Here is a 24,409-nt window from a genome sequence, read left to right as displayed (position 1 = left end):
GCTTAGACGTCGGTGGCGTCGACGGCGGTGTGGGTCGCGCCCACGATGTGGGTAGCGACACCGAGCATGCCGTGCTTGGCGGCCGTCATCATCCCGCTGGCGACATTGTTCGCCGTGGATTCGAACATCGCCGGGATCATGTTCGCCGCGGCGATCGGGCCGAGCGCCATCGAGAACGAGCTCAGCTGCGCAGGCGTGACGGCGCTGAACGCGGTGGTGATCGCGGTGCCGGCGGCCTCCTGAGCGTCGGTCAGCGCCTCCATGAACTCGGGCTGCAATTCAAATGTCATCGTCGGCTTCTTTCCCCCAGGATTCCCGCTGAGCTGCCGCTAGCGCTGGTCTCTCAACCTTAAGCGCCGTCTCCACCAATAAATTGCACGAAATTTAAGCAGACTTTCCGAAAGACCGCAGTTCACATGTGTGCAATAACGCAGAACGCCATGCTCTACATATGTGTAATAAGGACGAAAGTTGTCTATCTCGGTTCGATAACGGTGCCGTCCGAGCGGGTCAACGGCGCTTGCTGCAGCTCCTGCATGCGGGTCATGAACTCTCTCAGCAGGAAGTTGTAGCGCTCCGCCGCCACCTTGGCCGCGGCCTGCGCGGTTTCCACGATCAGAGCGGCGAGCGCGTCGGGATCCAGGCGGCCGGCCGGCGGACCCAGCCACAATCCGGTCGGGCTTCCGAGCCCGTCCACCTCGGCACTCACCGCGCGGTCACGGCTGGTCACCCGTGCCGTGATGGTCTTGGATTGCTCGGTCATCGCCTGCATCAGGTCGCGTTGTTTGATCGCCCGCGCGATCACAGACTGCGCCAGGCTGGTCATACCGACCTCATCCAGGTGGCCGGAAGTTCGTCGTCGTCTTCTCCGAACAGTTCTTGCTCGGCGCGGGCGAGATCTTCCTCAGTGGGCAGGCCGATCTCGCGGAGTGTCGAGGCCGTGTACCCCTTGCCCGCGAGTTCCCGGCGGAAGGCGACCTGGGCCCGCAGCGCCGACAACTTGCACAAAGCAAGGATCTCGTTGGCCAACTCCTGAGGGGGCCGGGCGAGTTCGGAGCGGTCGAGCTTGAGGGCCGTGGGCAGTCCCCGTTCGGTGGTGACGACGGCGATGGTGCCGGTGCGCGACCGTACCGGTGGCCGCTGTTGCGGCTGTTGCTGTTGTGGCATGCGGCCTCGATTTGGCTGGCAGGATTTGACGACGAATTCAAAGTCGCCAGATCGGTACAATAACTTTCTACCGCTATGTCATGCACAGGACGTTTTACGTGCATGATTACGCGGGACACCTCGAGGGGCAGCGGGTTTGTTTGAGCGGCAGGACCGCCGCGTGCCGCTAGTAGTAAGGACACCGAGTAGATGCCTGGCACCAGGGACGCGCAGCGGGTCTTCGACGCCGGCGTGTTGTCGCTCGGAATCCCCATCGACGGGCTGGAGACCGACCGTGACGTCGCCTACGCGGCTCTGGCGTTCAAGCGTGCCACCGAGCACGACCCCCAGATGAGCGACGCCTGGCTGGGACGCGCCGCTGCCGGTGACGTCAGCAGCGAGGTGCTCTACAACCTGTGGCGGACCAGCAAGGAAAATCTCAACCGCGAGCAGCGCCGGCTCGGGCTGCCCCGGCATGCGCTCAGCGGCCGGTTCCAAACCGGTCTTTATCTCGATTACACCCTCAGCACCCTCACCGAGGTGTGGCTCGCGTATGCCGCCAGCATGATCGCGGGAAAGGACTTCGACGAGGCGCAGCGGGTGCTCGACGAACTGGAGACCTTGCGGCGCTCGATGCCCGACGGCGACGCCGCCAACAACGAAATCTGTGCCTACCTCCGCGCGGTGCTGCACTTCACCACTCAGCGCTGGCCAGATGTCCTTACTGCACTTGCCAATTCGTCTTCGTTCAGCGACGAGTACATCGCCGCCGGGGCGCACCTGATGGTGGGGTCGGCCTGTGCGCAGATGGGCTTGTTCGGCGAAGCCATCCGCCGGCTCGATCAGGCGATCGACGGGCCGATTCCGGCCGCGAGCCGGGCCGCCGAGTTCTGCAAGGGGCTGACCCTGCGCGAGATGGGCAAGGAGCAGGAAGCCCGAACCATTTTCGAGCGCATCTACAGCGAGGAGCCCGGTTTCGAGGCCAACGCCGCCGCGCTGCACGACCCGAAGTACCGCCTCATCGTCAGCACCAGGGAAGACATCGATTCCCGCACCGACAAATGGGATCCGTCGACGGCGCGCAGTGCCCGGGAGGTCAGCGCCGAGAGCCTGTCCGAGCGCGGCAACGAGTACCTGCGCGCCGCTCAGATCGAATTGGACCGTCAGATCGGCCTTACCGACGTCAAGCTGCAGGTGGCCAAGCTGCGCTCGGCGGCCAAGTTGGCCAAGGTGCGGGAAGGCAAGGGTCTGAGTGCGGCCGCGCGCAGCCTGCACCTTGCGTTCACCGGACCGCCGGGCACCGGCAAGACCACCATCGCCCGGGTCGTCGCGCAGGTGTACTGCGGGCTCGGTCTGCTGAAGACGCCCGCGGTGATCGAGGCCAAGCGAAGCGATTTCGTCGGCGAGCACCTCGGCAGCACGGCGATCAAGACGTCGGCCCTGATCGACTCCGCGATGGACGGCGTGCTGTTCATCGACGAGGCGTACACCCTGATTCAGACCGGGTTGTCGGGTGGGGACGCTTTCGGCAGGGAGGCCGTGGACACACTGCTGGCCCGGATGGAGAACGACCGGGACCGGTTGGTGGTGATCATCGCCGGCTACGACGCCGAGATCGACCGGTTCCTGGCATCCAACGAGGGTATGGCGTCGCGGTTCACCAAACGGATCCGGTTCGCGTCCTACAACCCGACCGAACTCGGTGACATCGGCAGGCTTATCGCCAAGACCAGGGACTCCGAGCTGACCGAAGGGGCGTACGACGAACTGGTCGCCGCCTGCGAGGTGCTTTACCGCAATCAGTCGGTGGACGACACCGGAGCGCTGCGCCGTGAGATCGACCTGGTGGGTAACGGTCGCTTTGTTCGCAACGTCATCGAATCGGCCGAGGAGGAGCGGGAGTATCGCTTGAGCGAGCGCGACGACGTCGACGTGGAGGATCTCGACGAAACCGAACTGATGCGCATCGAGCCCGGTGATATGCGCGCCGCGTTGGAGAATGTGCTCGGTATGACTACCGGCCAGCTGATGTCGAGAACCCGATAGTGAGCGGATCCGACGCCCCCAAGTTCAAGCGGAGCAGCGACGCGGACACGAATCCCATTCCGGTGCGCGAGATTCGGGCCAAGCTGGCCCAGGAGGCTGCCGACTCCGAAGCCGCGACGGTCGCCGAGGAGGTGCCGAAAAACACGGCTCCGTCAAAGGCGGGAACCCGGGTGATCGATGTGCCTCCGGCACCGGAGCCAGAGCCCGCGCCGAAGGCGGAGGTTGAGCCCGCGCCGGAGGCGGAGGTTGAGCCCGCGCCGGAGGCGGAGGTCGAGCCCGAGCCGGCACCGGAACCCGAGCCGGAACCCGTGCGTCCGGCCCCTACCACCGAGGGCACCCGGGTGATGGACCTGCCGCCGCTACCGCGGCGGCCGGTGTCCGAACCGCCGGCGGACACGCCGCCGCCCAGTCCGGCTCCGGTGTTCAGCAGGCCGCCGGTATTCAGTGAGCCACCTGTTTTCATCGAGCCGCCGGAGCCCCCGGCACCGGAGCCGACCGCGGTCATCGAGATTCCGGAGCAGCCGCCGGTACGCCCCGCGCCGATTCCCGGCCGGCCCGCTCCCGAGCCGTCGCCGGCGCCACCACCAGCACCACCGCCTCCGGTCCCGCAGCAGCCACCGCCTCCCGTCGCGCAGCAGCCGCCGGATCCAAGACTGAACCCGCCCGCCCCGCCGCCGGTGGCAACACCGTTCACCCGGACCGCGCCCGGCGCGCCGCCGCAGCATCCCCAAGACCCGCGGATGCCTTCGCACACCGAGTTGGGGCTGGTACGTCGGGTCCGGCCGCTCCCACAGAGCGGATGGCGCAAGGTGGTGCACCGGGTCACCGGCCTGAATCCCAAAGAGTCCGAACAGGAGAACACGCGGCAGAAGCTGGTCGCGCGGGTGAGCCAGCCGGTGCGAGGCGACTACAGCATCGCCGTGCTGTCGATGAAGGGCGGCGTCGGCAAGACTACGACCACGGTCGGGCTGGGTTCCACCTTCGCGGCGATCCGGGGGGACCGGGTCATCGCGGTCGACGCCAACCCCGACTTCGGCACCCTGGCCCAGCGTGGTCCCGACCAGAGCCGCTCGACGGTGCGCGATCTGTTGTTGGACGACAACATCTTTCGCTACTCCGACATCCGCCGGCACACGTCACAGAGCACAAGTCGGCTGGAAATCCTTGCGTCCGAACGTGATCCGGCGACCTCAGAAGCGTTCTCCGACGCCGACTACCGCGTGGTGATCCGCCTGCTGCAGCGGTTCTACAACCTGATCCTCACCGACTGCGGCACCGGGCTGGTGCATTCGGCGATGTCGGCGGTGCTGGACGAGGCCGATGCCATCGTGTTGGTCGCCTCGCCCGCGATCGATGCCGCCCGCAGCGCGTTCGCCACTCTGGACTGGCTCGAACACCACGGCCGCGGGCATCTGGTTCCCAACGCCACGGTGGTCATCAGCGCGTCACGGCCTGGGAAATCATCGGTGGAACTGGACAAGCTGGCCGCGCAGTTCCTCACCCGGATCCGCGCGGTGCACGTGATTCCCTTCGACGACCATCTGGCCCAAGGGTCGGAGATCGTCCTGGATTTGATGGCCGGCCGAACCCGGCAGGCGTTTCTGGAACTGGCCGCGTCCATCGCCGACGGGTTCGCCCACACCAAGCGCGCCGACCGGAGTTCCCGCGGCTGAGGGAGTGTCCTGGCTACCCGCCGCGCGCCGCGACCATCGCGGAACGGTTCACCTTGGTGGCCGCGGTGCGCGGGATGGCGTCGACGAATTCCACCGTCTTCGGAACCTTGTAGGGAGCGAGCCGACTCTTGGCGTAGTCGATCACCTGTTGCTCGGTCAGCGGGTCGGCCGCGTGTATGACGGCGTGGACCCGTCGTCCCCATCGCGTATCGGACAATCCGATGACGACGACGTCGACGATGCCGGGATGCCCGATGAGCGCCGATTCCACCTCGGCGGGAAAGACATTGGCGCCGCCACTGATGATCATGTCGGCGCGCCGGTCGGTGATGTGCAGGTAGCCGTCGGCGTCCAGGTGGCCGATGTCGCCGGCCGAGCGGAACCCGTCCTCGGTGGACGGCAGCGGCGGCGCCCCGCCCAGATAGCGATAGCCGGCGCTCATCGGAGCCCGCAGATAAATGTCACCGTGCTCGCCCGGCCCGAGGGGCCGTTTGTCGGCGTCCAGAATCCGGATCTCGGTGTCCCGGAAGCCGCGACCGACGCTGCCCGGGTGGCTCAGCCACTCGTCGCCGCGCAACGCGGTGAGGCCGAGATTTTCGGTCATGCCGTACGCCATCACGATCTGTTCCGGGCTGAGCAACTCGAACCAGGTGTGCAGCAGGGACGGCGGCATGACGGCCGCGCCCTGCAGGATGAACACGATGCTGGACAGGTCGCGCCGCCCGATATCAGGCAGTGCGGCCACGCGGGACAACATGGTCGGCGTGGCCGTGAAGTTGGTGATCCGGTAGCGCTCGATGGCGTCGACAAACGTTGGTGCGTGGAACTTTTCGAGAATCACCAGGTGGTCGCCGCCCAGTAGCATCAGCAGTGGGGCGAAGCCGTTGGTGTGATACATCGGGGCGGGCACCATGATCCGCTGTGGCTTGGGCACCGGTGTCCAGTTCTCCAGAAAGGGCTCGCCCTGCTGGGGTATCCACAGCGACGGGGCCAGGTTGAGAATCACCTTGGGCACCCCGGTCGAGCCGCTGGAGCAGATGCCGTTGGCGGTGGGAGAGACGGCGGTAGGCAACGGACCCGCGGGTGCCGCTGCCGCGAATGCGTCCAGTTCCCAGCGCGTGGTCTCATCGACCACCACGGCGGGGTTGATCACCGCGCGCACCCGGTCGCGTTCCCACTCGGGCAGGTCCCAGTGCATGGGAATCGGTACGGCGCCGATCTTCCAGCAGCCCAGCGTCGCCAGCACCAGATGCATCGAGTTGGGAATCGCCAGGGCCACCAGCGAACCCGTCTCGGCGCCGCGGGCGGCCAGGGCCCGGCCCCATTGATTGGCGCGGGCGTCGAGTTCGCCGAAGGTCACCGCATGTGCGCTGCCGTCCAGCGAGACGATCGTCACCGCGGTGTCGTCTCGCTTCTGCTCCGCGAGCTCGGCCAGCTTCGTGGCGAACGGGACGCCGTCCTCGAACGGGTTGGGCGGCACGTTACCGGTGACGGCGGCGCTGGCGGGCTGGTTCATGCCGGGACGCGTCCGTTGAACAACGTTTCGAAGGATCCGTCGCGCACGTCCGGAATCAGCCGCAGGGCCAGCGCCTCCGGGCTCAACGGCAGCCGGATCAACGGCTGGGTGTGGCGATCGAGGACGCTGATGTCGGACTCGTCGCAGAAGCCCAGTGCGCCGAGCAACTGATGCGCGGTGCGCAGCACTTGACGCGCCGTCTCGGCCGCCTTCAACCGCAGTATCAGTGCGTCTGACGAAAGATTCTGTGCCGGTGACGATTCCGGCCTGCACAGGGTGTACTTGGCAAGTTCGTGCAGGCCGCGCACCGCGACCGCGGCATCGGCGACCGCGAAGCGGACAGACTGGAAATCGGCCAGGGGTTTACCGAACTGGACCCGCGCCTGCACGTGCCCGGTGGCGATGTCCAGCGCCTGCTGCACCGCACCCAGAATCCGCCATGATCCCAGCACGAGATGAAGGTTAACGTCGGCGGCCGGCACCGTGCCGTCGGGTGCCGACAACGTGGCCGGCACCAGGAACGGCCCCAGTTTGGCGGTCGTCCGCAGTGCCGGGCGGACCTGGTAGCGAGTGCCGTCGAGATCGGCAGCGAGCCAGGGTCCTTGCAGATCGCCGTGGTCGATTCGCGGCGCTTCGGGGTTGACCAGGCTCAGCCGGACACCGTCGACGCTCAAGAGCTCCTCGACGAGCGGGTACGGCAGGGCCGTCGCTCCGGCCGCCTGACAGAGCACCGCAGCGGCCAGCAGGTCGTCGGATCCGGACCGGACGTCGAGGTCGAAGGCGCCGACCTCGGTCAGCGCGTCGCGTGCGGCGAGCCGGACGCCGTCGTCGGTCTCGGCGTGCAGCGCCGCCGGTGGCCCGCCGAGGCGGGCCAGCCGCTTGACCGCAACGGCGGCGAAGTCGGTGATGTCCTGTGGCAGTTCGGTATTCACCGGTGCTCTCCCAACACGTCACGGGCCACCATCATCCGCTGCACTTCGATGGTGCCCGAGGCCACGGTGGCCGCCTGCGCGTAGCGCCAATGATCGTCGACCGCACCGTACAGCGCCGCTGAGCTGCCGCTGTCGAGTGCCGTCGGGCCGAGTACGTCGAAGAGCAGTTCGGCGACCAGTTGATCGCAGGTGGTGGTGGCGATGCGTGCTGCGCTGGCCGCCGCGCCCGCCGCGGGGTCGTCCTGTAGCGACACGGCGCGGTAGGCCATCAACCGGGCGACCCGCAGATCGACCAGCGCCCGAACCCAGCGCACCCGAATCGATTCGGGCAACCGGTCCCAGTCGGCTCCCAGTTCGGCCTGCATCCGGTGCAGTAGCGACTCGCAGCGGGCGTAGCGGGCGATACCGACCCGCTCGAACGCCAGCGCCTCCCGCATCACCCGCCAGCCGTCCCCGGGCTCGCCGAGCACATCATCGGGATACGCCGGCAGGTCGTCGAGGAACACCTCGTTGAGATGATGAGGGCCCAGCATGGACGGGATGCCGCGGACGGTGAAGCCGGGCCGGTCCATCGGGATCAGGAACAGGCTGAGCCGCTTGGGTTTCGGCGCATCCGGGTGGGTGCAGGCGGCCAGCACGCACCAGGACGCCATCCGGGCATACGACGTCCACACCTTCTGGCCGGTGATCCGCCACCCGTCACCATCGGGAACGGCGCGGGTGCGCAACGACGCGAGGTCGGTTCCGGCTTCGGGTTCGGAGAAGCCCTGGCACCAGATCACCTCCCCGGACGCGATCCCGGACAGGTGTTTGGCCTTCTGCTCGGCGGTTCCGTAGCGCATGATCGCCGGGCCGACCCAGTTGATCCCCATGTACTGCGGTCCGCGGGGCTCGTAGTTGGCCCACATCTCTTCGCGCAGCACCGTCTGTTGCCAGATTGAACCACCGCCGCCCCCGTGCTCTTTCGGCCATGCCAGGGCCAGCAGCCCCTCGGCGGCCAGCAACTTGCAGAAGGATTCGGTGGTGGCGAGGTCGTCGGGGTCGTCGGTGCAGGCACCCAGGAAGTCAGCTGGGATGTGTTCGGCGATCAGCTGCCGCAACCGGTTTCGCAGTTCGCCCGCGTCGTCACCGAGGTCGTAATCCATCGTGGTCATCCCTTCGGCAGCCCGAGCAGCCGCTCGGCGATGATGTTGCGCTGAACCTCGGAGGTCCCGCCGTAGATGGTCGCGGCCAGGGCGTCCTGCCGTTCGAACAACAGGTCCGGGTCGGCCGTCGAAGCCGGGCCCGCCGCGGCCGCGCTGAGTTCCCAAACACGCTGCAAGGTGACCGATCCGAGCAATTTCATGATGTCGGCCTCTGGGCTGGGCCGGCCGGCGAGCTCGTTGTCCAGGGCGCGGTATCCGGTGGCTCGCAACGCTTCGGCGTCGGCGATCAGCGTGCCCAGTTCGGTGTACAGGTCATCGGTCGCGTGCGCCCGGGCCGAGTCCAGGCCGCGCTTGATCTCGACCCAGTTCATGATCCAGATCATTTGGCGCTCATGATGCAACGACGACATCGCGACTGCCCAACCGCCGTGCAGGGGACCCAGCAGGTTCGCCACCGGCACCTCGACGTCGTCGAGGAAGACCTCGCAGAACGTCTCATCGGAGATCGACGACATTCGGATGGGCTCGATCCGCACACCGGGTGACGCCAGGTCGAGAATCAGACACGAGATGCCGCGGTGCTTGGGCGCCTCCGGGTCGGTACGGACATACAGGGTGCACCAGCGTGATTCGTGGGCCTGGGTGGTCCAGATCTTGTGACCGTTGACCCGGAACATGTCACCGTCACGCTCGGCGCGGGTGCGCAGGCCGGCGAAGTCCGAACCGGCTTCCGGCTCGGACATGCCCAGAGCCCACCATTCGTCACCCCGCAGCAACGGCACCAGCAGGCGGTCGATCTGCTCGGGTGTGCCGAACTGGCGAATCCCGGGCGCGGCGACACCGGGGCCCTGGATATTGGGTAGCTTCGGCGCCGACCGTACCGCGGCTTCGATGCGTATCTCCATCGCGTCGCGCAAACCCAGGGACCGGCCGCCGTGTTCGCGGGGCCAGGTGGGTTGCAGCCAGCCGGCTTCGAACGCCGCCCGCTGATAGTCGCGCCGCAATGGGATGTCCCAGCGGTACTCGCGATAGCGCCGGTAATAGTCCTCCGGCAGGAAGTCGCTCAACCAGGCGCCGAATTCTGCCGTGATGGAGGTCATTTCGTGCCTTCCGCGAACCGGCGGCCTACCTCGTGGTAGAGCGAGCGGCTGTCGCCCAGCATTGCCGCCCCCTGCCAGGCGCGCCGAACGTAGAGGTGCGAATCGTGCTCCCAGGTCTGTCCCAGCGCGCCGTGCACCTGGACCATGGTGCGCGCGCAGGCGCTCGCGGCATCCGCGGCCGCGGCCTTGGCCAGCGCGGCCGTGGTCCAGTCAAGGTCAGCGGTGCCGAGTTGGGCCGCGGCCGCGTAGGTGAGACTGCGGGCGCGTTCGACGCCGACGTAGTTGTCCGCCAATGCGTGTTTGACGCCCTGGAAAGCGCCGATGGGGCTGCCGAACTGACGCCGCGTCTTGGCGTGTTCCACGGAGCGTCGCAGGGCTGCCGCGGCCACGCCGACCAGGTCCGCAGCAATCGCCAGCAGCGGTGCCGCCAGAGCGGCTTCGATGGATTCCACCGGCACGACGGCCAGGGGAGCGGCGTCGATCTCGACGTCGACGACGGGCAGCGCGGGGTCGGTGGACTCGCCGGTCGTCACCGTGACGCCGTCACCGGCGCGCACGACCGCGGCCACCGGGCCGGCGTCGGCGTCGGCGAGGGTGACGATCAGCTCAGCGCGGGCTGCGTTGGGGACGGCGACCGCCCGTCCGCGCAGCCGGCCGTCGCGCAACGCCATGGGGGCGCCCGGCAGCCGGACGCCGGGAGAGTGCACCGCCAGAGTTGCGACCACGCCCGAGGAGATCTCGGCAAGCACCTCGCCGATCTGCGGGCCGGCCGCGTGGAGAACGCCGGCGGCCAGGCCCACACTGCTCAGCAACGGAACCGGCGCGAGCGCAGCGCCGCATTCTTCAAGCACCACCGTCAGTTCCACCGGTCCGAACTCGCTGTCGGCCTCATACGCAGCCAGTTCAGTCCAGCCCAGGTCGACGAACGTCTTCCACAGGGCGCGCCAGCGTTCCGGATCCTCGCTCGCCTGGCGGGCGGCGTCGGGGGGACACTCGGCGCGCAGGATGGCGCGCACGGTGTCGCGCAGCTCCAGCTGCTCCGAAGTCAGACCAACATCCATAAGACCCCTAACATAATAAAAATAGTAAACTAGCGAGCGGCACGCAATCGCAGCCGGCGGCGAACATGCTTAGGTGGTCGGATGGTCGAGTGGTATCTGTTCCTGCCGCAGGTCCGATTGCCGGTGGCCGACATCGTGGAGCGGGCTCAGCGCGCAGAGGCGGCCGGTTTCGACGGCATCGCGTTCATCGACCATCTCGAGGCGCCAGGTCAGCCCGACGAAAACATCTGGGAGGCAATGGGCGTTGCCAGTTGGGTCGCAGCCAAGACTCAACGGCTGCGCATCGGACACCTGGTGCTGTGTGACGCGTTCCGGCATCCGGCGGTGCTGGCCAAGCAGGCCGTCACGCTGTCCGCCGCCTCCGACGGTCGCTTCGACCTCGGCCTCGGGTCCGGCTCCTGGCCCGCAGAGTTCGCCAAATTCAATGTCGGTCAGCAGGATCCGGTCGCTCGCGTCGAGCAACTCGGCCGCCATCTGGAGTTGATCAGCCGGTACTGGGCCGGGGACCAACATCCGGGGCCGGCACACCCGATACCGCTGGTGCTCGGCGGCAGCGGTCCTCGGATGATGAAACTCGTTGCCGAGTATGCGGATTGGTGGAACCTACAGGCCAATCACCTGGACCGGCTGCCGCGGCTGGCGGGATCCACCGGATCGGCCCGCATATCGGTGCAGCAGATGGTCGGCTTTGCGCGTGCGGGATCTGATCCCGCGACCGTGCGCGAGGTGAGTGTCCGGCGCTTCGGCCATTTGGGGTCAGGTCTGGTCTGTGGCGACGCCGGCGAGCTGATCGCCCATTTCGCGGGCCTGGCCGCCCAGCGGGTGGAACGGTGCTACGTCTGGTTTGCCGACTTTGCGGCACCGGGGACCCTCGAAGAGTTCGGCGAATCGGTGATCAGGAACTTCCCGAACGGCGCCGGTGCACTTCGGTAGGCACCACCGGCGGCCGGGCATAGGGCCCGCGCTGCACCGCACTGAGCCTGATCTCCGGGAGGTCGACCGAGGGATCGACGGTGTCCAGCCATGCCACCGCGTTGGCGATGTCGGACACCTGAATCGCGAACATCTCGAACGGAACGTCCTGCAGCATCTCGGTTTCCACCGGACCCGGCGTCACCAGATGCACGGCGATGCCGTCCCGGTCGACTTCCATCGCCAAGGCACGGGCGAAGGCGTTCATGCCGGCCTTGGACGCCGAGTACGCGGTCCGCGCCATCATCGGCTCATGCGATGCCGACGAGGAGATGAAGATCAGGCGTGACCCCGGGCGCATCCGCGGCAGCACCGCGGAGGTCACCACGAAGCAGGAGTCCAGGTTGGCCGCGATGATGGTGCGCCACTGCTCGAATGTCTGCTTGCGCGCATAGGTTCCGCCCAGCGCACCGGCGGCGTGAACGACGAGGTCGATGTGCTCCAGTGGGCTTATCGCAGCAGCGAATTCGTCCGGGTCGGATGCGTCGGCGACGATGGCGCGAGCGCCGATCTCGTGCGCCGCGGCATGCAGCGGGCCGGCCCGGCGCGCGACCACGACCACGTCGTAGCCGAGTTCACTCAGCTTGGCGGCGCAGCCTTTTCCGATGCCACCGCTGCCGCCGGTGACCAACGCGGTGCGCGACGTCGTCAAGGGCGGCGGACATCCCGCGGACGCGACAACGCTTGCGGGGACAGTGCGTAGATGCGTTGTTCGGGACGGCCGGACAGCACATAGGTCTGGGTGTCGGCGAGGTGGCGCCCGGCGATGCGACGGGCTCGGTCGACGTCGCCCTCGGCGATCGTCTCGGTGAGCTTGATGTGGGTGTTGAGCGCCGCGCGCCGCTTGGTGAGCGAAGGATAGGTGCCGCGCGCGGAACTCTCGTCGGCCCACTGTTGTTCGTGGCTGCTCCACAACGTTTCCAGGCTGCCGACGACGGCGATGATGGTGTGGTTGCCGCAGCCGCGGACGATCAGATTGTGGAACTCGCGACCGATCTCGGTGAACAACCGCCCGTCTTCCAGGTTTTCGGCCATAGCGTCGTTGACCCGTTTGAGTTCGGGCACCAACGTGTCGGCGCGGTCGGGCCGCTGGGCGGCCAGCGCGGCGCAGGCCGGCTCGAGTTCCTGCAACGCCGCGCCCAGGTCGCTGACCGCGACCGACTCGCTCTGCAGGACCAGGCCCAGCATGTAGGCGGCGCTGGTCTTGGCGGGCGCATGGACGACGGCGCCACCGCGGTTTCCCCTGCGTACCGAGACCAGTCCCTCGGTCTCCAGGATCCGCAGGGCCTCGCGCAACGACACCAGACTGACCTTGAACTGGTCGACGAGCACTTCCTGCCGCGGTAGCAGGTCGCCGTCGGCCAGTTCACCATCGATGATCTGACGACGCAGTTCGTCGGCTACGATTTCGGCAATCCTGGGCGCCGAGAGTCGGCGACGGGCGTCGGGTCCAATGCCCAAGGCGGTCATCCGGTTCCTCGCAACCTGTAGCAGGAGAGAGCGCACGGTGACTGACCCGCGAACTCGGTTGGCTTAGCTATTTTAGCAGTAATGGTATAAATAGCCGCGTGAGTCACCAGGCCGATAACCGGCCGACGCCCCTGGCGGAATTGCGGGTCGTCGAGATCAGTGACCGACTGGCCGGCAGCTACTGCGGGAAGCTGTTAGTGGACGCCGGTGCGGAGGTCCGCAAAGTAGAACCGCCGCAAGGGGATCCGCTGCGGAGCTATTCGGCGACCTGCTCGCCGGTGCCGCCCGGTCACGCCTCGCCGCTGTTCTGCTATCTCAATGCCGGCAAACACAGCCTGTCGCCGGAATCACAGCGATTGCAAGCTCTGACCGGGGCCGACGTGGTCATCGTGGCTTTGGCGCCCGCCCGGGCCGCCGAACTGGGCATCGATCCCCAGCGACTGCTGGCGGATATGCCGCGGGCGGTTATCGTCACCATCTCCGACTTCGGCTGGACCGGACCGTTCGCCGACCGCGCCGCCACCGAATTCACCCTGCAAGCCTGGTCGGGTTGCACCGGATTCCGGGGGGATCCGGCCGGGCCGCCGATCTCGATCGGCGGCGACCTCGGGGAATACATGGGCGGCGTGTACGCGGCGTTCGGCGCGCTTGCCGTCCGCCGGCGCGTGGAGCGGGGCGGTCCGGGTGAACACCTCGACCTGTCCATGCTCGAGGCCATCACCGCGATGCAGAGCAGCGAATGGCTGCACTCCCAGTTGCTGCGCGTCCCGCCTGTCCGCCGGACGCTGGAAGTGCCGTCGATCGTGCCGGCCAAAGACGGTTATGTCGGCATCACGATGGTCACCGGTCAGCAATGGCTGGACTTCGCGGCGATGGTCGAATGCCCGCAATTCGAGGAGATTCCGCAACTCCGCTTCCAGATCGGCCGCTGGGAGTACCGCGACTTCATCTACGAGTCGATCGGCCCATGGATGGCCGAGCGCACCGTCGCGGAGATCGTCGAACTGGGCCAGCTCTTTCGGCTGCCGATCGCGGCCCTGGGCAACGGCGCCACGATCCGCGACATGGAGTACATGACCGAACGGGGGGTATTCGTCAGCAACCCCGCGGGATTCCATCAGCCGCGTCCGCCGTGGTTGATGGCGGAGTGCGGGCCCGCACCGCTACGGGCCGCCCCGGGCCTGGGCGCGGACAACGACGAATCACCCTGGCAGCAGCGGGAATACGGGGGCTCGGCTGGGGCTGACGGGCTGCCGCTGCAGGGTGTGCGCATCGTGGACCTGACCGCTTTCTGGGCCGGGCCGGCGGCCACCCACCTGCTTGCGGCGTTCGGCGCCGACGTGGTGAAGGTGGAGTCCATTCAGCGTCCGGACGGTATCCGGTATTCCGGCGGCATGCGCACCGACGTGGACGACTGGTGGGAATACGGCTGGGTGTTTCATGCGATGAACACCAACAAACGTTCTGTCACAATGGATTTGGGGAGCGAAGAAGGCCGCGGCCTGTTCCACACCCTGGTCGCCCAGGCCGATGTGGTGATCGAGAACTTCTCGCCACGCGTGATGGATCACTTCGGCCTCACCGCCGATGTGCTGCTGAAGATCAACCCGCGCCTGGTCGTCACCCGGATGCCGGCCTTCGGCCTGGCCGGACCGTGGCGCGAGCGGGTGGGATTCGCCCCCACCATGGAACAGATCGGCGGACTCACCTGGGTCACCGGCTTGCCTGAAACGCCTCCGGTGACACCGCGCGGTGCCTGCGACCCACTGGCCGGTGTTCACGCGGCGTTCGCGGTACTGGCCGCGCTGCATTTCGCCGAGCGCACCGGCACTGGCCAGCAGGTGGAGATACCGATGCTGGAAACCGTGCTGAATACCACCGCAATACAGCCGATCGAGGCCGAGGTCTTCGGGAAGACATTGAGCCGAAGAGGAAATCGGGGTCAGGGTGGGGCCCTGCAGAACATTTACCGGTGCGCGGGCGAGGACGACTGGATCGCCGTCAGCGTCTGTGATGACCGGCAATGGGCCGCGCTGGTGGATGTGACCGGCACGTTGCGGGATGAGGGATTGACCAGCGAGGCCGGGCGCCGCGAACGGGCCGACGAGATCGACCGCGTGCTGCAAGACTGGTTCGCCGCGCAACCGCTCGAGGCGACGGTGGAAGCGTTGGCGGCGGCCGGTGTTCCGGCCGCGCCCGTCGGTTCGCCGTCGTTGGTCACCGATAATCCCCAGCTGCGCGCCCGTGGTTTTTTCGAGTCGCTGCATCATCCGCGGACAGGTCCCGGTCTCTATCCCACGCCACCGTTCGCCCTGCTGGACGGTCAACAGCAGTGGTTGTTGCGTCCGCCGCCGACGCTCGGCGAGCACAATGAAGACGTGCTGCGTGATCAGTGTGGGCTGACAGAGCAGGACCTCGCGCATCTCGCGGCCAGCGGGGTGATCGGGACCCGTCCGGTGGGGCTTTGAGTAGGAAGGACATCTTCTGATGCGGGTGATCGTTGACGCAGATATGTGCGAGGCCAACGGGTTCTGTGAATCCATTGCCCCAGACATCTTCGAGCTGGGGGATGAGGACGTGGTGCAGATTGCCGACGGCCCGGTGCCGCCGGATCGCGAGATCGACGTGCGGGCCGCGGTCGAACAGTGTCCGAGGGCAGCGCTGCGCATCGTCGAATAAAGCGACGCTGAAGCCGGCTAAGGTTCGTCCGCCTCTGGCTTCAGTGGCCGTTCCGGGTGGTGCATGCAGTTGGTGCGGGGGCGCCCGAAGTCTAGGTGTTTGGGTGGGATCCATTCGGCGATGCCGTGGATGTTGCGGCGGGTGGTGTATTTGTGGAGTTCGACGAGGCGGTTGTCTGGTGGGCAGGCGAGTGCTAGTTCGTCGATGTGGGTGCGGCGGGTGTTGATCCAGCCTTCGAGGTGGTGGACCTGGGTCCAGTAGCCGGGCACGGTGCAGCCGGGGCGGGTGCAGCCGCGGTCTCTGGCCAGCAGGGTCAGGCGTTGTTCGGGGGAGGCCAGGCGTTTGCCGTGGTAGAGGGCCAGGGTCTTGTCTTTGTCGAAGATGGCCAGGTAGTGGTGTGCTGGCGAGGCCAGGCGCAGGACGTCGGACATGGGTAGCAGGGTGCCTCCGGCGGTCAGGGCTCGTCCGGCGCCGGCTTCGAGTTCGGCCAGGGTGGTGGTGACGACGATGGTGGTGGGCAGCCCGTGGTGTCGGCCCAAGGTTGTGGATTCCAGCAGCGTGCGCAGTCCGGTGTGCAGGGCGTCGTGGGTGCGTTGGGCGTGGGTGCGGGTGTCGCGGTCGACCGCGTCGGCGGGCGCTTTGCCGTCGGTGACGGGGTGTTCGTCGTCGGGGTTGCACATGCCGGGGGCGCCGAGTTTGGCGACGACGGGTTCCAGGGTGGCGCGCAGTTCGGGGGTGATCAGCCCGCGGATCTGCGACATGCCGTCGGGTTGTTGGCGGCCGATGGTGATGCCGCGCGTGCGGGCTCGCTCGGGTTGCTCGGGCAGGAAGTCGCCGTCGGGTTTGAGGCAGTCTTTGAGCACGCGGGCGTACTCGGCCAGTTCGTCGGGGCGAAAGCCGCTGGCGGCCAGGGCCAATTGGCGTTCGGCGTAGTCGCGGGTGGCGGCGTCCACGGCATCGGGCAGCGTGGCGAAGAATTTGCGGATAGCGGCGATGTTGGCGTCGCTGAGGTGGCCGCGGCGTTGCGCGGCGGCGGTTGCGGGCAGCACCGGGGCTAACGGCTCGCCGGTCAGGGCGCGGCGCGGGCCCAGGTCGGCGGCCTCGGCGATCAGCCGGTTCGCGTCGGCTTTGGAGATCCGCAGCCGGTCGGCCAATGCCTGCCCCAGGTTGCCGCCCAACTCCTCGTTGGTGGCCTCTGTCGTGAGTTGGTTGATGACCCGGTGGCCCGGGACGCGCAGCTTACGGATCACCCGGTGCACGCCCTCGATGATGCCCAACAGGCCCGCGGTATCGGGGGCCTCAAAAGTCAGCTCGCACAAGCGCTCCGCACATGCCTCGAGCCCGCCGAGGACCTCGGCGATCTCCGCTGGCGAACTCGATGGCATACCCCAATCCTACGAAGAGACACCGACAAGTCGTTGCCCGCTGCAAGCTGAAAGAGCCTCGGCCCAAGCGATTTCGCGGTGGGTGAAAGCAGCAGAAAGCGGCCGCTGCTGGAATCGGCTTACGGCGTTCCTAGACCAGGGGAGTTCGTGTCCTACTTGGTCGTGCACCCCCGCGTTGACGTTCAATGTCTAAAATAGTAAAAATAGACTTACGCGCCGAACCGCGGTGAAGTGTGGGCGGCCTCATCGCCGCGCCGCCGCGTGGGAAACGGAGAACTCGTGACGGAAATATCCTCAGACCTGGCAGCGGCCGAAGACCCTTCGGAACAGGAATTCGGACCGTCAGGGATCGCGCTGTCCACCTACCGCTTCCCGACGGGCTGGTTCATCGTCGGCTTCGCCTCCGATCTCGCTGCCGGCGAGGTGAAGCGGGTGCACTACTTCGGCGAGGAGTTGGTGCTGTTCCGCACCAAGTCCGGGAAGGTGCACGTACTGGACGCCTACTGCCAGCACCTGGGTGCCAACATGGGCGTCGGCGGCACGGTGGAGGGCGAAAACATCGTCTGCCCGTGGCACGGCTGGCAGTGGCGCGGTGACGGCACCAACGCGCTGATCCCGTACAGCAAGATCGGCTGCAAGAACAACGTCCGCATCCGGACCTATCCGGCCACCGAGTGGTACGGCTTCATCCTGGTCTGGCACGAGCGGCACGGCCGCGCGCCCTACTGGCAGCCGCCGGTGCTGCCGGAGCTGGAGACCGACGAGTACTACCCGCTGCATCCGCACACCCGGATGGTCAACCGGGTCAAGGTGCACGCGCAGATGATCATCGAGAACGCGGCCGACCCGTATCACGTGCAATACGTGCACAAGGCGGCCAATCCCGCCAACACCGCATCCTTCGAGGTATCCGGCTATCACCTGCACGCCACGGTCAACGCCCACTTCGGCGGCGGCCGGGCCAAGACCTGGTTGACCCCGAACGGTCCGGTGGACGCCAAGATCATCTACGACAACTACTCACTGGGACTGGGCGTCGTGCGTTTCCCGAGCGACCTGGTGGCCACCTGCCAGGTCACCGGCCAGACCCCGGTCGACGAGGACTACACCGACTACTTCTACACCCAGGCCTCGATCCGTGAGCCGGGCGACACCGGTGACGCGCCAACCGGCCGCGCGGCCAAATTCCTTGCCCTGCAGCAGGAAGTGATCAAGCAGGACTTCTTCACCTGGGAGAACATGAAATACCTGGAGAAGCCCAACCTGGCACCGGAAGAGGCGCACGACTATGCGGCACTCCGGCGCTGGGCACACCGTTTCTACCCGGGTAAACAACCGTCGCCCAACGACTTCGGCTACACCGCAGACGGCGAGCCGGACCCGGCGGCCTCCGAGGCCTGATGGCAGCCTGATGAAACCCCCGGAGCCCGCCGACTTCGGTGTAGACAGCTTCACCGTCGCGGCAGTGCTCGATCGCCGCGCTGAGCAGTATCCGGACCGGGTGATGCTGTCGGTAGCCGGGACCGATATCACCTTCGGGCAGCTACGGCAACGATCGTGTGCGGCGGCGAATCTCCTGCTGGAGATGGGAATTGGTGCGGGTGACTGCGTTGCATTGTTCACCGCAACCTGCCCGGAATGGGTCTACTTCTGGCTCGGGGCAGCCCGGATCGGCGTGGTGACTGCCGCGGTGAACGCGGCCAACAAGGGTGACTTTCTCCTGCACAATCTCAGGCTGTCGCAGGCCAAGGTGATTCTCACCGATGCCGATCGGCGGCATCGCGTCGATGAGATCACCGCTCAGCTAGACGGCATAAGAACATTGGTGGCGCAGGATGATTGGGTGGTCGAAGCACTGGACCGCGACGTCGCGGTGCCGACCGCTGCCGTGACCGGGCCGAGCGCGCTGTTCTTCACCTCGGGCACCACCGGCCCGTCCAAAGCCGTTGCCACGTCGTGGCACTACCTGTTCACGGTGGCAGCCACCGCCGTGGCAGCCTGGGAACTGGCGGCGGAAGAGGTGCTGTGGACGGCGATGCCACTGTTCCATCTCAGCGCCGCACCGAGCGTGCTCGCACCGATGCTGGTCGGTGCAACCACGGTGATCGCCGGCGCGTTCCACCCCGACACGGTGTGGGACGACGTCCGGGCACGCGGTGCCGCCGGCTTCGTCGGCGCCGGCGCGATGGTGTCGATGCTGCAGAATCTGCCGCCCGATCCGCGCGACGCGCAGCTGCCGTTGCGATTCATCTCGGCCGCACCTATCGACGCGGCGTCCTACCGGACAATCGAAAAGCGTTACCGCTGCACCATTGTCACCATGTACGGCATGACGGAGGCATTTCCCCTCGCGGTAAACGGTGTCTCTTACGACGGTGTGCCAGGCTCCTCGGGCCGGACGAATCCGAACTTCGAGGTGCGGATCGTGGACTCCGGGGGCGTGGAGTTGCCGGCCGGATCGGTCGGTGAGATCACCTGCCGACCCAGGTTCCCGAAGGTGATGAGTGACGGGTACGTCGGTGCGGGAGGACCGGGCCTGCAGGTGGAGCCCCATCCGGACTGGTTCCACACCGGGGATCTGGGCAGGCTCGACGTCGATGGAAACCTGTTGTACGTGGACCGGGTCAAGGACTCGCTGCGCCGGCGCGGTGAGAATGTCTCGTCCGTGGAAGTGGAGACGGTGGTGATGACCCATCCGGCAGTGGCCGAAGCCGCCGCCGTCGCCGTACCGAGTGAACTCGGCGAAGACGACATCCTCGTGGTGGTGACGCTACGGCCCGGCGCGGCACTGGATTGCGCAGAGTTGCTTGATCACTGTGCCACCCGGATGCCGTACTTCTGCGTGCCCCGATACGTCGATACCGTCGACGAACTTCCGCGGAACGTCATCGGGCGAATACGCAAAGACCTGTTGCGGGCCCGGGGATTGTCGGCAGGGGCATGGGATCGTGAACGCCACGGATACGTACTGAGTCGGTGAAAGACAGGTTGGAGAGCAACGATGACAATGACCTATCAGGAGCAGCAGATGCTGCAGGCCGCGACGGGGCGTGCGGGCATCCTGGACTTGACCGCTCGGCACAACCGGGCCTACTCGGAGGGGAACCGCGAGGCGTGGATCGGCACCTTCCGCCATTCCGGTGCCAGCTACATCCGTGGGGGTGAGACGTTCACCGATCTGTGGTCGGCCTTCGACGGCGGCGACGGGCAGCGCCTGGTCGCCGTGGACCATGAGATCCACATCGACGGCGTGCACGCGACACAGCATTGTTTGGCAATACTTTTCGCCGCCGTGCACAACGACACCACCTTGCAGGCCACCGGCACCTACCGCGATCAGCTGATCTATGAGCGCGGGGGCTGGTACTTCACGTCCCGCGAGCTCGTGTGGGATTCCGTGCCGAGCCGCCACCTCGTCATGTGAGCGGCGCCGTGGAGCTGAGTTACCAGCTGGCCTTCGGCACCTACGAAGACGCGTTGCGGATGGTCGGCACGGCGGGTGAACCCCGCACGGCGGCCACACCCATCAGTGCTGCGCGTATCCAGTTGTTCGCCGCTATGGTCCGCGACGGCAACCGTTCTTATTGGGATCACGAATTCGCCGTTGCGCGGTGGGGAGGGTTGCCGGCGCCGCCGGCATTGTTGATGGGCTGGCTGATTCCGCCACCGTGGCAGCCGGGGGGTCGCGCGCCGACCGCGTCGCTGGCGCTGCGGGTTCCATTGCCCGGCACCACATTCATCAACGCCGCCAACGACGTGGAGTTTCTGCATCCGATCCTGGAGGGCGATCGGCTCACTGCCGTGGAGGAGTTGGTGTCGGTGTCGCCGGAGAAGCGGACCCGGCTGGGCGTAGGACATTTCGTGGAGACGCTGGAGACCTATCGCCGCCAGGACGGCGCTGTCGTCGCCACCTCCCGCAACACGCTGTTCCGATTCACGCCCGAGCAGGCTCCGTGAGCGAACTGGACTGGAACGCGATCAGCATTCCCACCGAGCTCCCGGATGTGCGCGACGACATCAGTTACCAACGGGTGGTCGAAAACGCCGGTGCTACCTGGGACTACTTCCCCGGCCACTTCGACCCGGCCTACGCGCAAAGTCAAGGCAACCCAACGATTTTCGTCAATACGATGCACCTGGCGGGATTCGCCGACCGGATCGCCACCGACTGGGCCGGACCGGCCAGTCGCGTGGTGCGACGCTCCATGCGGCTGGTGGGCTCCATCTATGCGGGCGACACGATGGTCGGCCGCGGGCGGGCGGTGGCCAAGCGCCGCGACGACACCGTAGACCCGCCCCGCTACCTCGTCGACCTGAACATCGAGGTGCGCAACCAGCACGATGTGCTGTGCTGCCCGGTGCAGATCACTCTGCAGCTTCCCCAACCGCTTTGAGCGGCGGTAACTTTCCGTTGCAGGCCACCGACTGCAACTCGACGTATTCGTCGAGACCCTCCGGCCCGAACTCGCGCCCGATCCCCGAGTGCTTGAATCCGCCGAACGGCGTGCTGATGTCGAGCATGTACATGTTGATGCCGTAGGTGCCGGTGCGTACGCGGGCCGCGATATCCAGTCCGTGGGCGGTGTCGGCCGTCCACACCGAGCCGGCCAGGCCGTACTCGCTGTCGTTGGCGATCCGGACCGCGTCGTCCTCGTCGGCGTAGGTGAGCACCGTCAGAACCGGACCGAAGATCTCCTCGCGCGCGATCCGCATCCCGTTGTCGGCATCGGTGAACAGCGTGGGGCGCACGTACCAGCCGCGCGGCCCGGGGGAGTCGGCGCCGCCGACCACCACGCGGGCGCCCTGCTGTTGTCCCGACCGGATGTAGTCCTGCACGCGCTGCTGTTGACGTTGCGCGACTAGGGGTCCGATATCGGTGTTGTCGTCGGTCGGGTCGCCGACGGTGAGGCTCGACATCATGTCGGCCAAGGCGTCGACGAGTTCGTCATGACGGTGTCGGCTGACCAGGATGCGGGTTTGGGCGACACAGGCCTGGCCGTTGTTCATCAGGCCGGCGGTCTTCAGCCCGGCCACCGTCTTTGCGATGTCGGCGTCGTCGAGCACGATGGCCGCGGACTTTCCGCCCAGCTCCAGGCTCACCCGCTTCAACTGCTCGCCACACAGCGCCGCGATGCGCCGTCCAGTGGCGCTGGATCCGGTGAAAGCGATTTTGTCCACCCCCGGATGCCGAACCAGCGCCTCGCCGATGTCCGGGCCGCCGGTCACGACCGACACGACGCCGCCGGGCAGCTCGAGCTGCTCGATCATCTCGGCCAACCACAAAGCGTCCAAAGGGGTTTCGGGGGCAGGCTTGATGACCACACTGCATCCGGCGATCAGCGCCGGAATGAGTTTGGGCATGATCAGGCATTGCGGCACATTCCACGGCACGATCGCGCCCACCACACCGACCGGGGCGCGGCGTAGATGTGCTTCGCCCAGCACGCCCCTGCGGCGCTCGACCCAGGGGAACTCGCGGGCGGCTGCGAGTGTCAGATGAATCATCGAAGCCGCCCCGGCAGCCTGACCGAGCCGGCTGAAACTCCGCGGCGACCCCATCTGCGCCGTGATCAGGTCGGCCATCTCCTCGATGTGGCGCCCATAGATAGCGGCCAACTGTTCGACCTTGCGCATCCGTTCATGCGGCTCGAGCCGCGGCCACGGGCCGTGGTCGAACGCTTGCCGGGCGGCGGCGACCGCGGCGTCCACGTCACCGGCCGAGCCGGCAGGTACCTCCGCGATGGGCTCCTCGGTGTGCGGCGAGACGACCGTGATGCGTCGCGAGGTGGACGGTTTGCGCCACCGTCCGCCGATGAACAGTTTGTCGTAGGAACGGAGACTCGCCGTCATGGGGGCAACCACCTCAGGGCAGGCGACGGTAATTTCGCTATTGATGCTAACATAGCCAAAAAAGCGGGGTTTCCTTCGACGCGAGGCGTGACGTGACCGGCGATTGGCGTAACTACCCGTTCGAATTGGTGCCCGGGGACAGCCAAATGGATTTTCCCGCGGCAGAAGGTCAGCACCCTGATCAGGAGTCCGACACCTGGTTCATCGCCGGCGAACTCGCCGCAGCCGACCGATCGTTTGCGTTTCTGACCATCTTCAACAGGAACCGGCCCGGTGGCAGCATCGTCGCCGACTTCTACACGCTGGCGCTGTTCGATCTCGACACCGGTGAGTACGGCACCTACACCGACTACGACATGCCGCCCGCGAGCATGGAACCGGGTGCGACACCGAAAATGTCAAGTGCCGTCGGATATCTCGACGTGGCCTACGACACCGGCACGGGAACCGCTCGCTGGGCGACGTTGCGCGACGCCGACGGTGCGCTGCGGCCCTACAGCTACGAGATCAGCCTGGTGGGCACCGACCAGGTGGGCCAACCCATGCGTTTGGACCTCACCGTCACCCCCACCCGGGCGCCGACCCCACTGGGGGCGTCGACGTATAACGGCAAGATCGCCTGCTTCGGCCAGGACGACACGTATTCGTACTTCCAGACTGGTATGACGATGTCCGGGACCCTGCGTTGGGGCGCGACGGAAGAACAGGTCAGTGGCACGGCCGGGCACGTTGACCGGCAGTGGTTTCCCAAGTACGCGGGTGGGGGAACCGGTGAACCGCCCCGCACCCGGTCGCACGAGTGGCGCACGATCAACTTCGACAATGGCGTCGACATGAGCATCTGGCGACAGTTCCTGCGCACCGAAGGCAATGCGCTCCAACCATTTAGCGGAGTCACGACTAGCTATCCCGACGACCGGCCGCCGCAGTGCGCCGAGGACTTCGAGGTCACGATCAGCAGCTACGTCCGGTGGCCCGATGCGATTCGGACCCTCATCCGTCCACCCAGCAAGGCTAGGTACATGCCGGACTGTCACCGGATAACCTGTGCTGCACTGGATTTGGACATCGTGGGTGAGCCGCTGGTAGCGGCGCCGGCGCATGGCCTGCCGATCGAATACATGGAAGGTCCGTACCGCTACCGCGGGACCCTGGCGGGCCAGGCGGTGACCGGGTTCGCGTTCAACGAGCGGTCGCTGGCGATGTACCGGGATTGGGAGTTGGTAGACGTGCTGGCAGCACGCGTCACCGAACTCGGATCCGCGCAACCGGGTCTGGATGAATTGGTCGAACGGGTCCGTTCGCTGGTGGTCTCGGGGCGTCACAGCGAGGCTCGGGAGTTGTTGAAGACGTTGGATCCCGGTCGGGACGAGTTGCTCGCAACCGTCGTGCAGGATTTGATCACCGAACTGTCAAGGGGCTGAAGGCACAAAG

General features: G+C 66.7%; 24 protein-coding genes. 11 read left to right on the top strand and 13 right to left on the bottom strand.

Features of this window, described 5'->3' with window-relative positions:
- Window positions 1-2 precede the first annotated feature (2 nt).
- The 3 genes from QXK92_RS21220 to QXK92_RS21210 form a co-directional block, all read right to left on the bottom strand.
- Complete coding sequence (locus QXK92_RS21220; RefSeq protein ID WP_306244939.1) at window positions 3-290, bottom strand: hypothetical protein; 288 nt, start codon at window positions 288-290, stop codon at window positions 3-5.
- Window positions 291-475: 185 nt separating this feature from the next.
- A complete protein-coding gene (locus QXK92_RS21215; protein WP_306244937.1) occupies window positions 476-826 on the bottom strand; it encodes a YbaB/EbfC family nucleoid-associated protein in 351 nt (116 codons plus the stop codon).
- A complete protein-coding gene (locus tag QXK92_RS21210) occupies window positions 823-1,167 on the bottom strand; it encodes a hypothetical protein (RefSeq protein ID WP_306244935.1) in 345 nt (114 codons plus the stop codon). The genes QXK92_RS21215 and QXK92_RS21210 overlap by 4 nt, the downstream gene beginning before the upstream one ends.
- 189 nt (window positions 1,168-1,356) lie before the next feature.
- On the opposite strand from QXK92_RS21210, the gene eccA reads away from it, so the two are divergent.
- Window positions 1,357-3,192, top strand: a complete 1,836-nt coding sequence (gene eccA, locus QXK92_RS21205) for a type VII secretion AAA-ATPase EccA (RefSeq protein WP_306244933.1) — start codon at window positions 1,357-1,359, stop codon at window positions 3,190-3,192.
- On the opposite strand, the gene QXK92_RS21200 is transcribed toward eccA, so the two are convergent.
- Window positions 3,161-3,886, bottom strand: coding sequence for a hypothetical protein (locus QXK92_RS21200; RefSeq protein WP_306244932.1), 726 nt, complete (start codon window positions 3,884-3,886; stop codon window positions 3,161-3,163). The genes eccA and QXK92_RS21200 overlap by 32 nt on opposite strands.
- 46 nt (window positions 3,887-3,932) lie before the next feature.
- Here QXK92_RS21200 and QXK92_RS21195 point away from each other — a divergent pair, with 46 nt between their 5' ends.
- Window positions 3,933-4,865, top strand: coding sequence for a MinD/ParA family protein (locus QXK92_RS21195; RefSeq protein ID WP_306244930.1), 933 nt, complete (start codon window positions 3,933-3,935; stop codon window positions 4,863-4,865).
- Between the two features lie 13 nt (window positions 4,866-4,878).
- Here the strand turns inward: QXK92_RS21195 and QXK92_RS21190 are convergent, their stop codons facing one another.
- Genes QXK92_RS21190 through QXK92_RS21170 form a run of 5 tightly spaced genes read right to left on the bottom strand, consistent with a single transcriptional unit; the run spans window position 4,879 to window position 10,619 of the window.
- The gene (locus tag QXK92_RS21190; protein WP_306244928.1) at window positions 4,879-6,381 is read right to left on the bottom strand and encodes a class I adenylate-forming enzyme family protein; all 1,503 of its coding nucleotides are present in this window, start codon (window positions 6,379-6,381) and stop codon (window positions 4,879-4,881) included.
- On the bottom strand, window positions 6,378-7,313 hold the full coding sequence (locus tag QXK92_RS21185; RefSeq protein WP_306244926.1) for an acyl-CoA dehydrogenase family protein: 936 nt from the start codon (window positions 7,311-7,313) through the stop codon (window positions 6,378-6,380). The genes QXK92_RS21190 and QXK92_RS21185 overlap by 4 nt, the downstream gene beginning before the upstream one ends.
- Complete coding sequence (locus QXK92_RS21180) at window positions 7,310-8,467, bottom strand: acyl-CoA dehydrogenase family protein (RefSeq protein WP_306244925.1); 1,158 nt, start codon at window positions 8,465-8,467, stop codon at window positions 7,310-7,312. The genes QXK92_RS21185 and QXK92_RS21180 overlap by 4 nt, the downstream gene beginning before the upstream one ends.
- Window positions 8,464-9,558 carry an acyl-CoA dehydrogenase family protein gene (locus QXK92_RS21175; RefSeq protein ID WP_306244923.1) on the bottom strand — a complete coding sequence of 365 codons (1,095 nt, stop codon included), beginning with the start codon at window positions 9,556-9,558 and terminating at the stop codon, window positions 8,464-8,466. The genes QXK92_RS21180 and QXK92_RS21175 overlap by 4 nt, the downstream gene beginning before the upstream one ends.
- Window positions 9,555-10,619: an acyl-CoA dehydrogenase family protein gene (locus QXK92_RS21170; RefSeq protein ID WP_306244921.1), complete on the bottom strand. Its 1,065-nt coding sequence runs from the start codon at window positions 10,617-10,619 to the stop codon at window positions 9,555-9,557. Before QXK92_RS21170 ends, QXK92_RS21175 begins: the two co-directional genes overlap by 4 nt.
- A gap of 81 nt (window positions 10,620-10,700) precedes the next feature.
- Between QXK92_RS21170 and QXK92_RS21165 the strand changes: the two genes are divergently transcribed.
- Window positions 10,701-11,552, top strand: a complete 852-nt coding sequence (locus tag QXK92_RS21165; protein ID WP_306244919.1) for an LLM class flavin-dependent oxidoreductase — start codon at window positions 10,701-10,703, stop codon at window positions 11,550-11,552.
- On the opposite strand, the gene QXK92_RS21160 is transcribed toward QXK92_RS21165, so the two are convergent.
- The gene (locus QXK92_RS21160; protein ID WP_306244917.1) at window positions 11,515-12,243 is read right to left on the bottom strand and encodes an SDR family oxidoreductase; all 729 of its coding nucleotides are present in this window, start codon (window positions 12,241-12,243) and stop codon (window positions 11,515-11,517) included. The genes QXK92_RS21165 and QXK92_RS21160 overlap by 38 nt on opposite strands.
- A complete protein-coding gene (locus QXK92_RS21155) occupies window positions 12,240-13,061 on the bottom strand; it encodes a FadR/GntR family transcriptional regulator (RefSeq protein WP_306244916.1) in 822 nt (273 codons plus the stop codon). The genes QXK92_RS21160 and QXK92_RS21155 overlap by 4 nt, the downstream gene beginning before the upstream one ends.
- Window positions 13,062-13,147: 86 nt before the next feature.
- On the opposite strand from QXK92_RS21155, the gene QXK92_RS21150 reads away from it, so the two are divergent.
- Window positions 13,148-15,529 (top strand): CaiB/BaiF CoA-transferase family protein, encoded by a 2,382-nt coding sequence (locus QXK92_RS21150; protein WP_306246391.1) that lies wholly within the window; start codon window positions 13,148-13,150, stop codon window positions 15,527-15,529.
- A gap of 19 nt (window positions 15,530-15,548) precedes the next feature.
- Window positions 15,549-15,740 (top strand): ferredoxin, encoded by a 192-nt coding sequence (locus tag QXK92_RS21145; RefSeq protein ID WP_306244914.1) that lies wholly within the window; start codon window positions 15,549-15,551, stop codon window positions 15,738-15,740.
- Window positions 15,741-15,757: 17 nt separating this feature from the next.
- Here QXK92_RS21145 and QXK92_RS21140 read toward each other — a convergent pair whose 3' ends face one another.
- Complete coding sequence (locus QXK92_RS21140; RefSeq protein ID WP_306244912.1) at window positions 15,758-17,125, bottom strand: HNH endonuclease signature motif containing protein; 1,368 nt, start codon at window positions 17,123-17,125, stop codon at window positions 15,758-15,760.
- 279 nt (window positions 17,126-17,404) lie between these two features.
- Here QXK92_RS21140 and QXK92_RS21135 point away from each other — a divergent pair, with 279 nt between their 5' ends.
- The 5 genes from QXK92_RS21135 to QXK92_RS21115 are packed head-to-tail and all read left to right on the top strand — an operon-like array spanning window position 17,405 to window position 21,519.
- Window positions 17,405-18,526, top strand: coding sequence for a Rieske 2Fe-2S domain-containing protein (locus QXK92_RS21135; protein WP_306244910.1), 1,122 nt, complete (start codon window positions 17,405-17,407; stop codon window positions 18,524-18,526).
- Window positions 18,527-18,536: 10 nt separating this feature from the next.
- Entirely contained in the window at window positions 18,537-20,105 is a 1,569-nt protein-coding gene (locus tag QXK92_RS21130) for an AMP-binding protein (RefSeq protein WP_306244908.1), read from the top strand.
- Window positions 20,106-20,126: 21 nt separating this feature from the next.
- Window positions 20,127-20,549, top strand: a complete 423-nt coding sequence (locus QXK92_RS21125; protein ID WP_306244906.1) for a nuclear transport factor 2 family protein — start codon at window positions 20,127-20,129, stop codon at window positions 20,547-20,549.
- A gap of 59 nt (window positions 20,550-20,608) precedes the next feature.
- Complete coding sequence (locus QXK92_RS21120) at window positions 20,609-21,082, top strand: MaoC family dehydratase N-terminal domain-containing protein (RefSeq protein WP_306246389.1); 474 nt, start codon at window positions 20,609-20,611, stop codon at window positions 21,080-21,082.
- Window positions 21,079-21,519 (top strand): MaoC family dehydratase, encoded by a 441-nt coding sequence (locus tag QXK92_RS21115; RefSeq protein ID WP_306244904.1) that lies wholly within the window; start codon window positions 21,079-21,081, stop codon window positions 21,517-21,519. The genes QXK92_RS21120 and QXK92_RS21115 overlap by 4 nt, the downstream gene beginning before the upstream one ends.
- Here the strand turns inward: QXK92_RS21115 and QXK92_RS21110 are convergent.
- Complete coding sequence (locus QXK92_RS21110; RefSeq protein WP_306244902.1) at window positions 21,491-22,975, bottom strand: aldehyde dehydrogenase; 1,485 nt, start codon at window positions 22,973-22,975, stop codon at window positions 21,491-21,493. The two genes, QXK92_RS21115 and QXK92_RS21110, sit on opposite strands and share 29 nt — an antisense overlap.
- A gap of 92 nt (window positions 22,976-23,067) precedes the next feature.
- On the opposite strand from QXK92_RS21110, the gene QXK92_RS21105 reads away from it, so the two are divergent.
- Window positions 23,068-24,399: a lipocalin-like domain-containing protein gene (locus QXK92_RS21105; protein WP_306244900.1), complete on the top strand. Its 1,332-nt coding sequence runs from the start codon at window positions 23,068-23,070 to the stop codon at window positions 24,397-24,399.
- Window positions 24,400-24,409: the final 10 nt, after the last annotated feature.

Source organism: Mycobacterium sp. TY815 (genome assembly GCF_030755135.1).
Classification (GTDB): Bacteria; Actinomycetota; Actinomycetes; order Mycobacteriales; family Mycobacteriaceae; genus Mycobacterium.
This window is presented reverse-complemented; position numbering and strand designations above follow the sequence as displayed.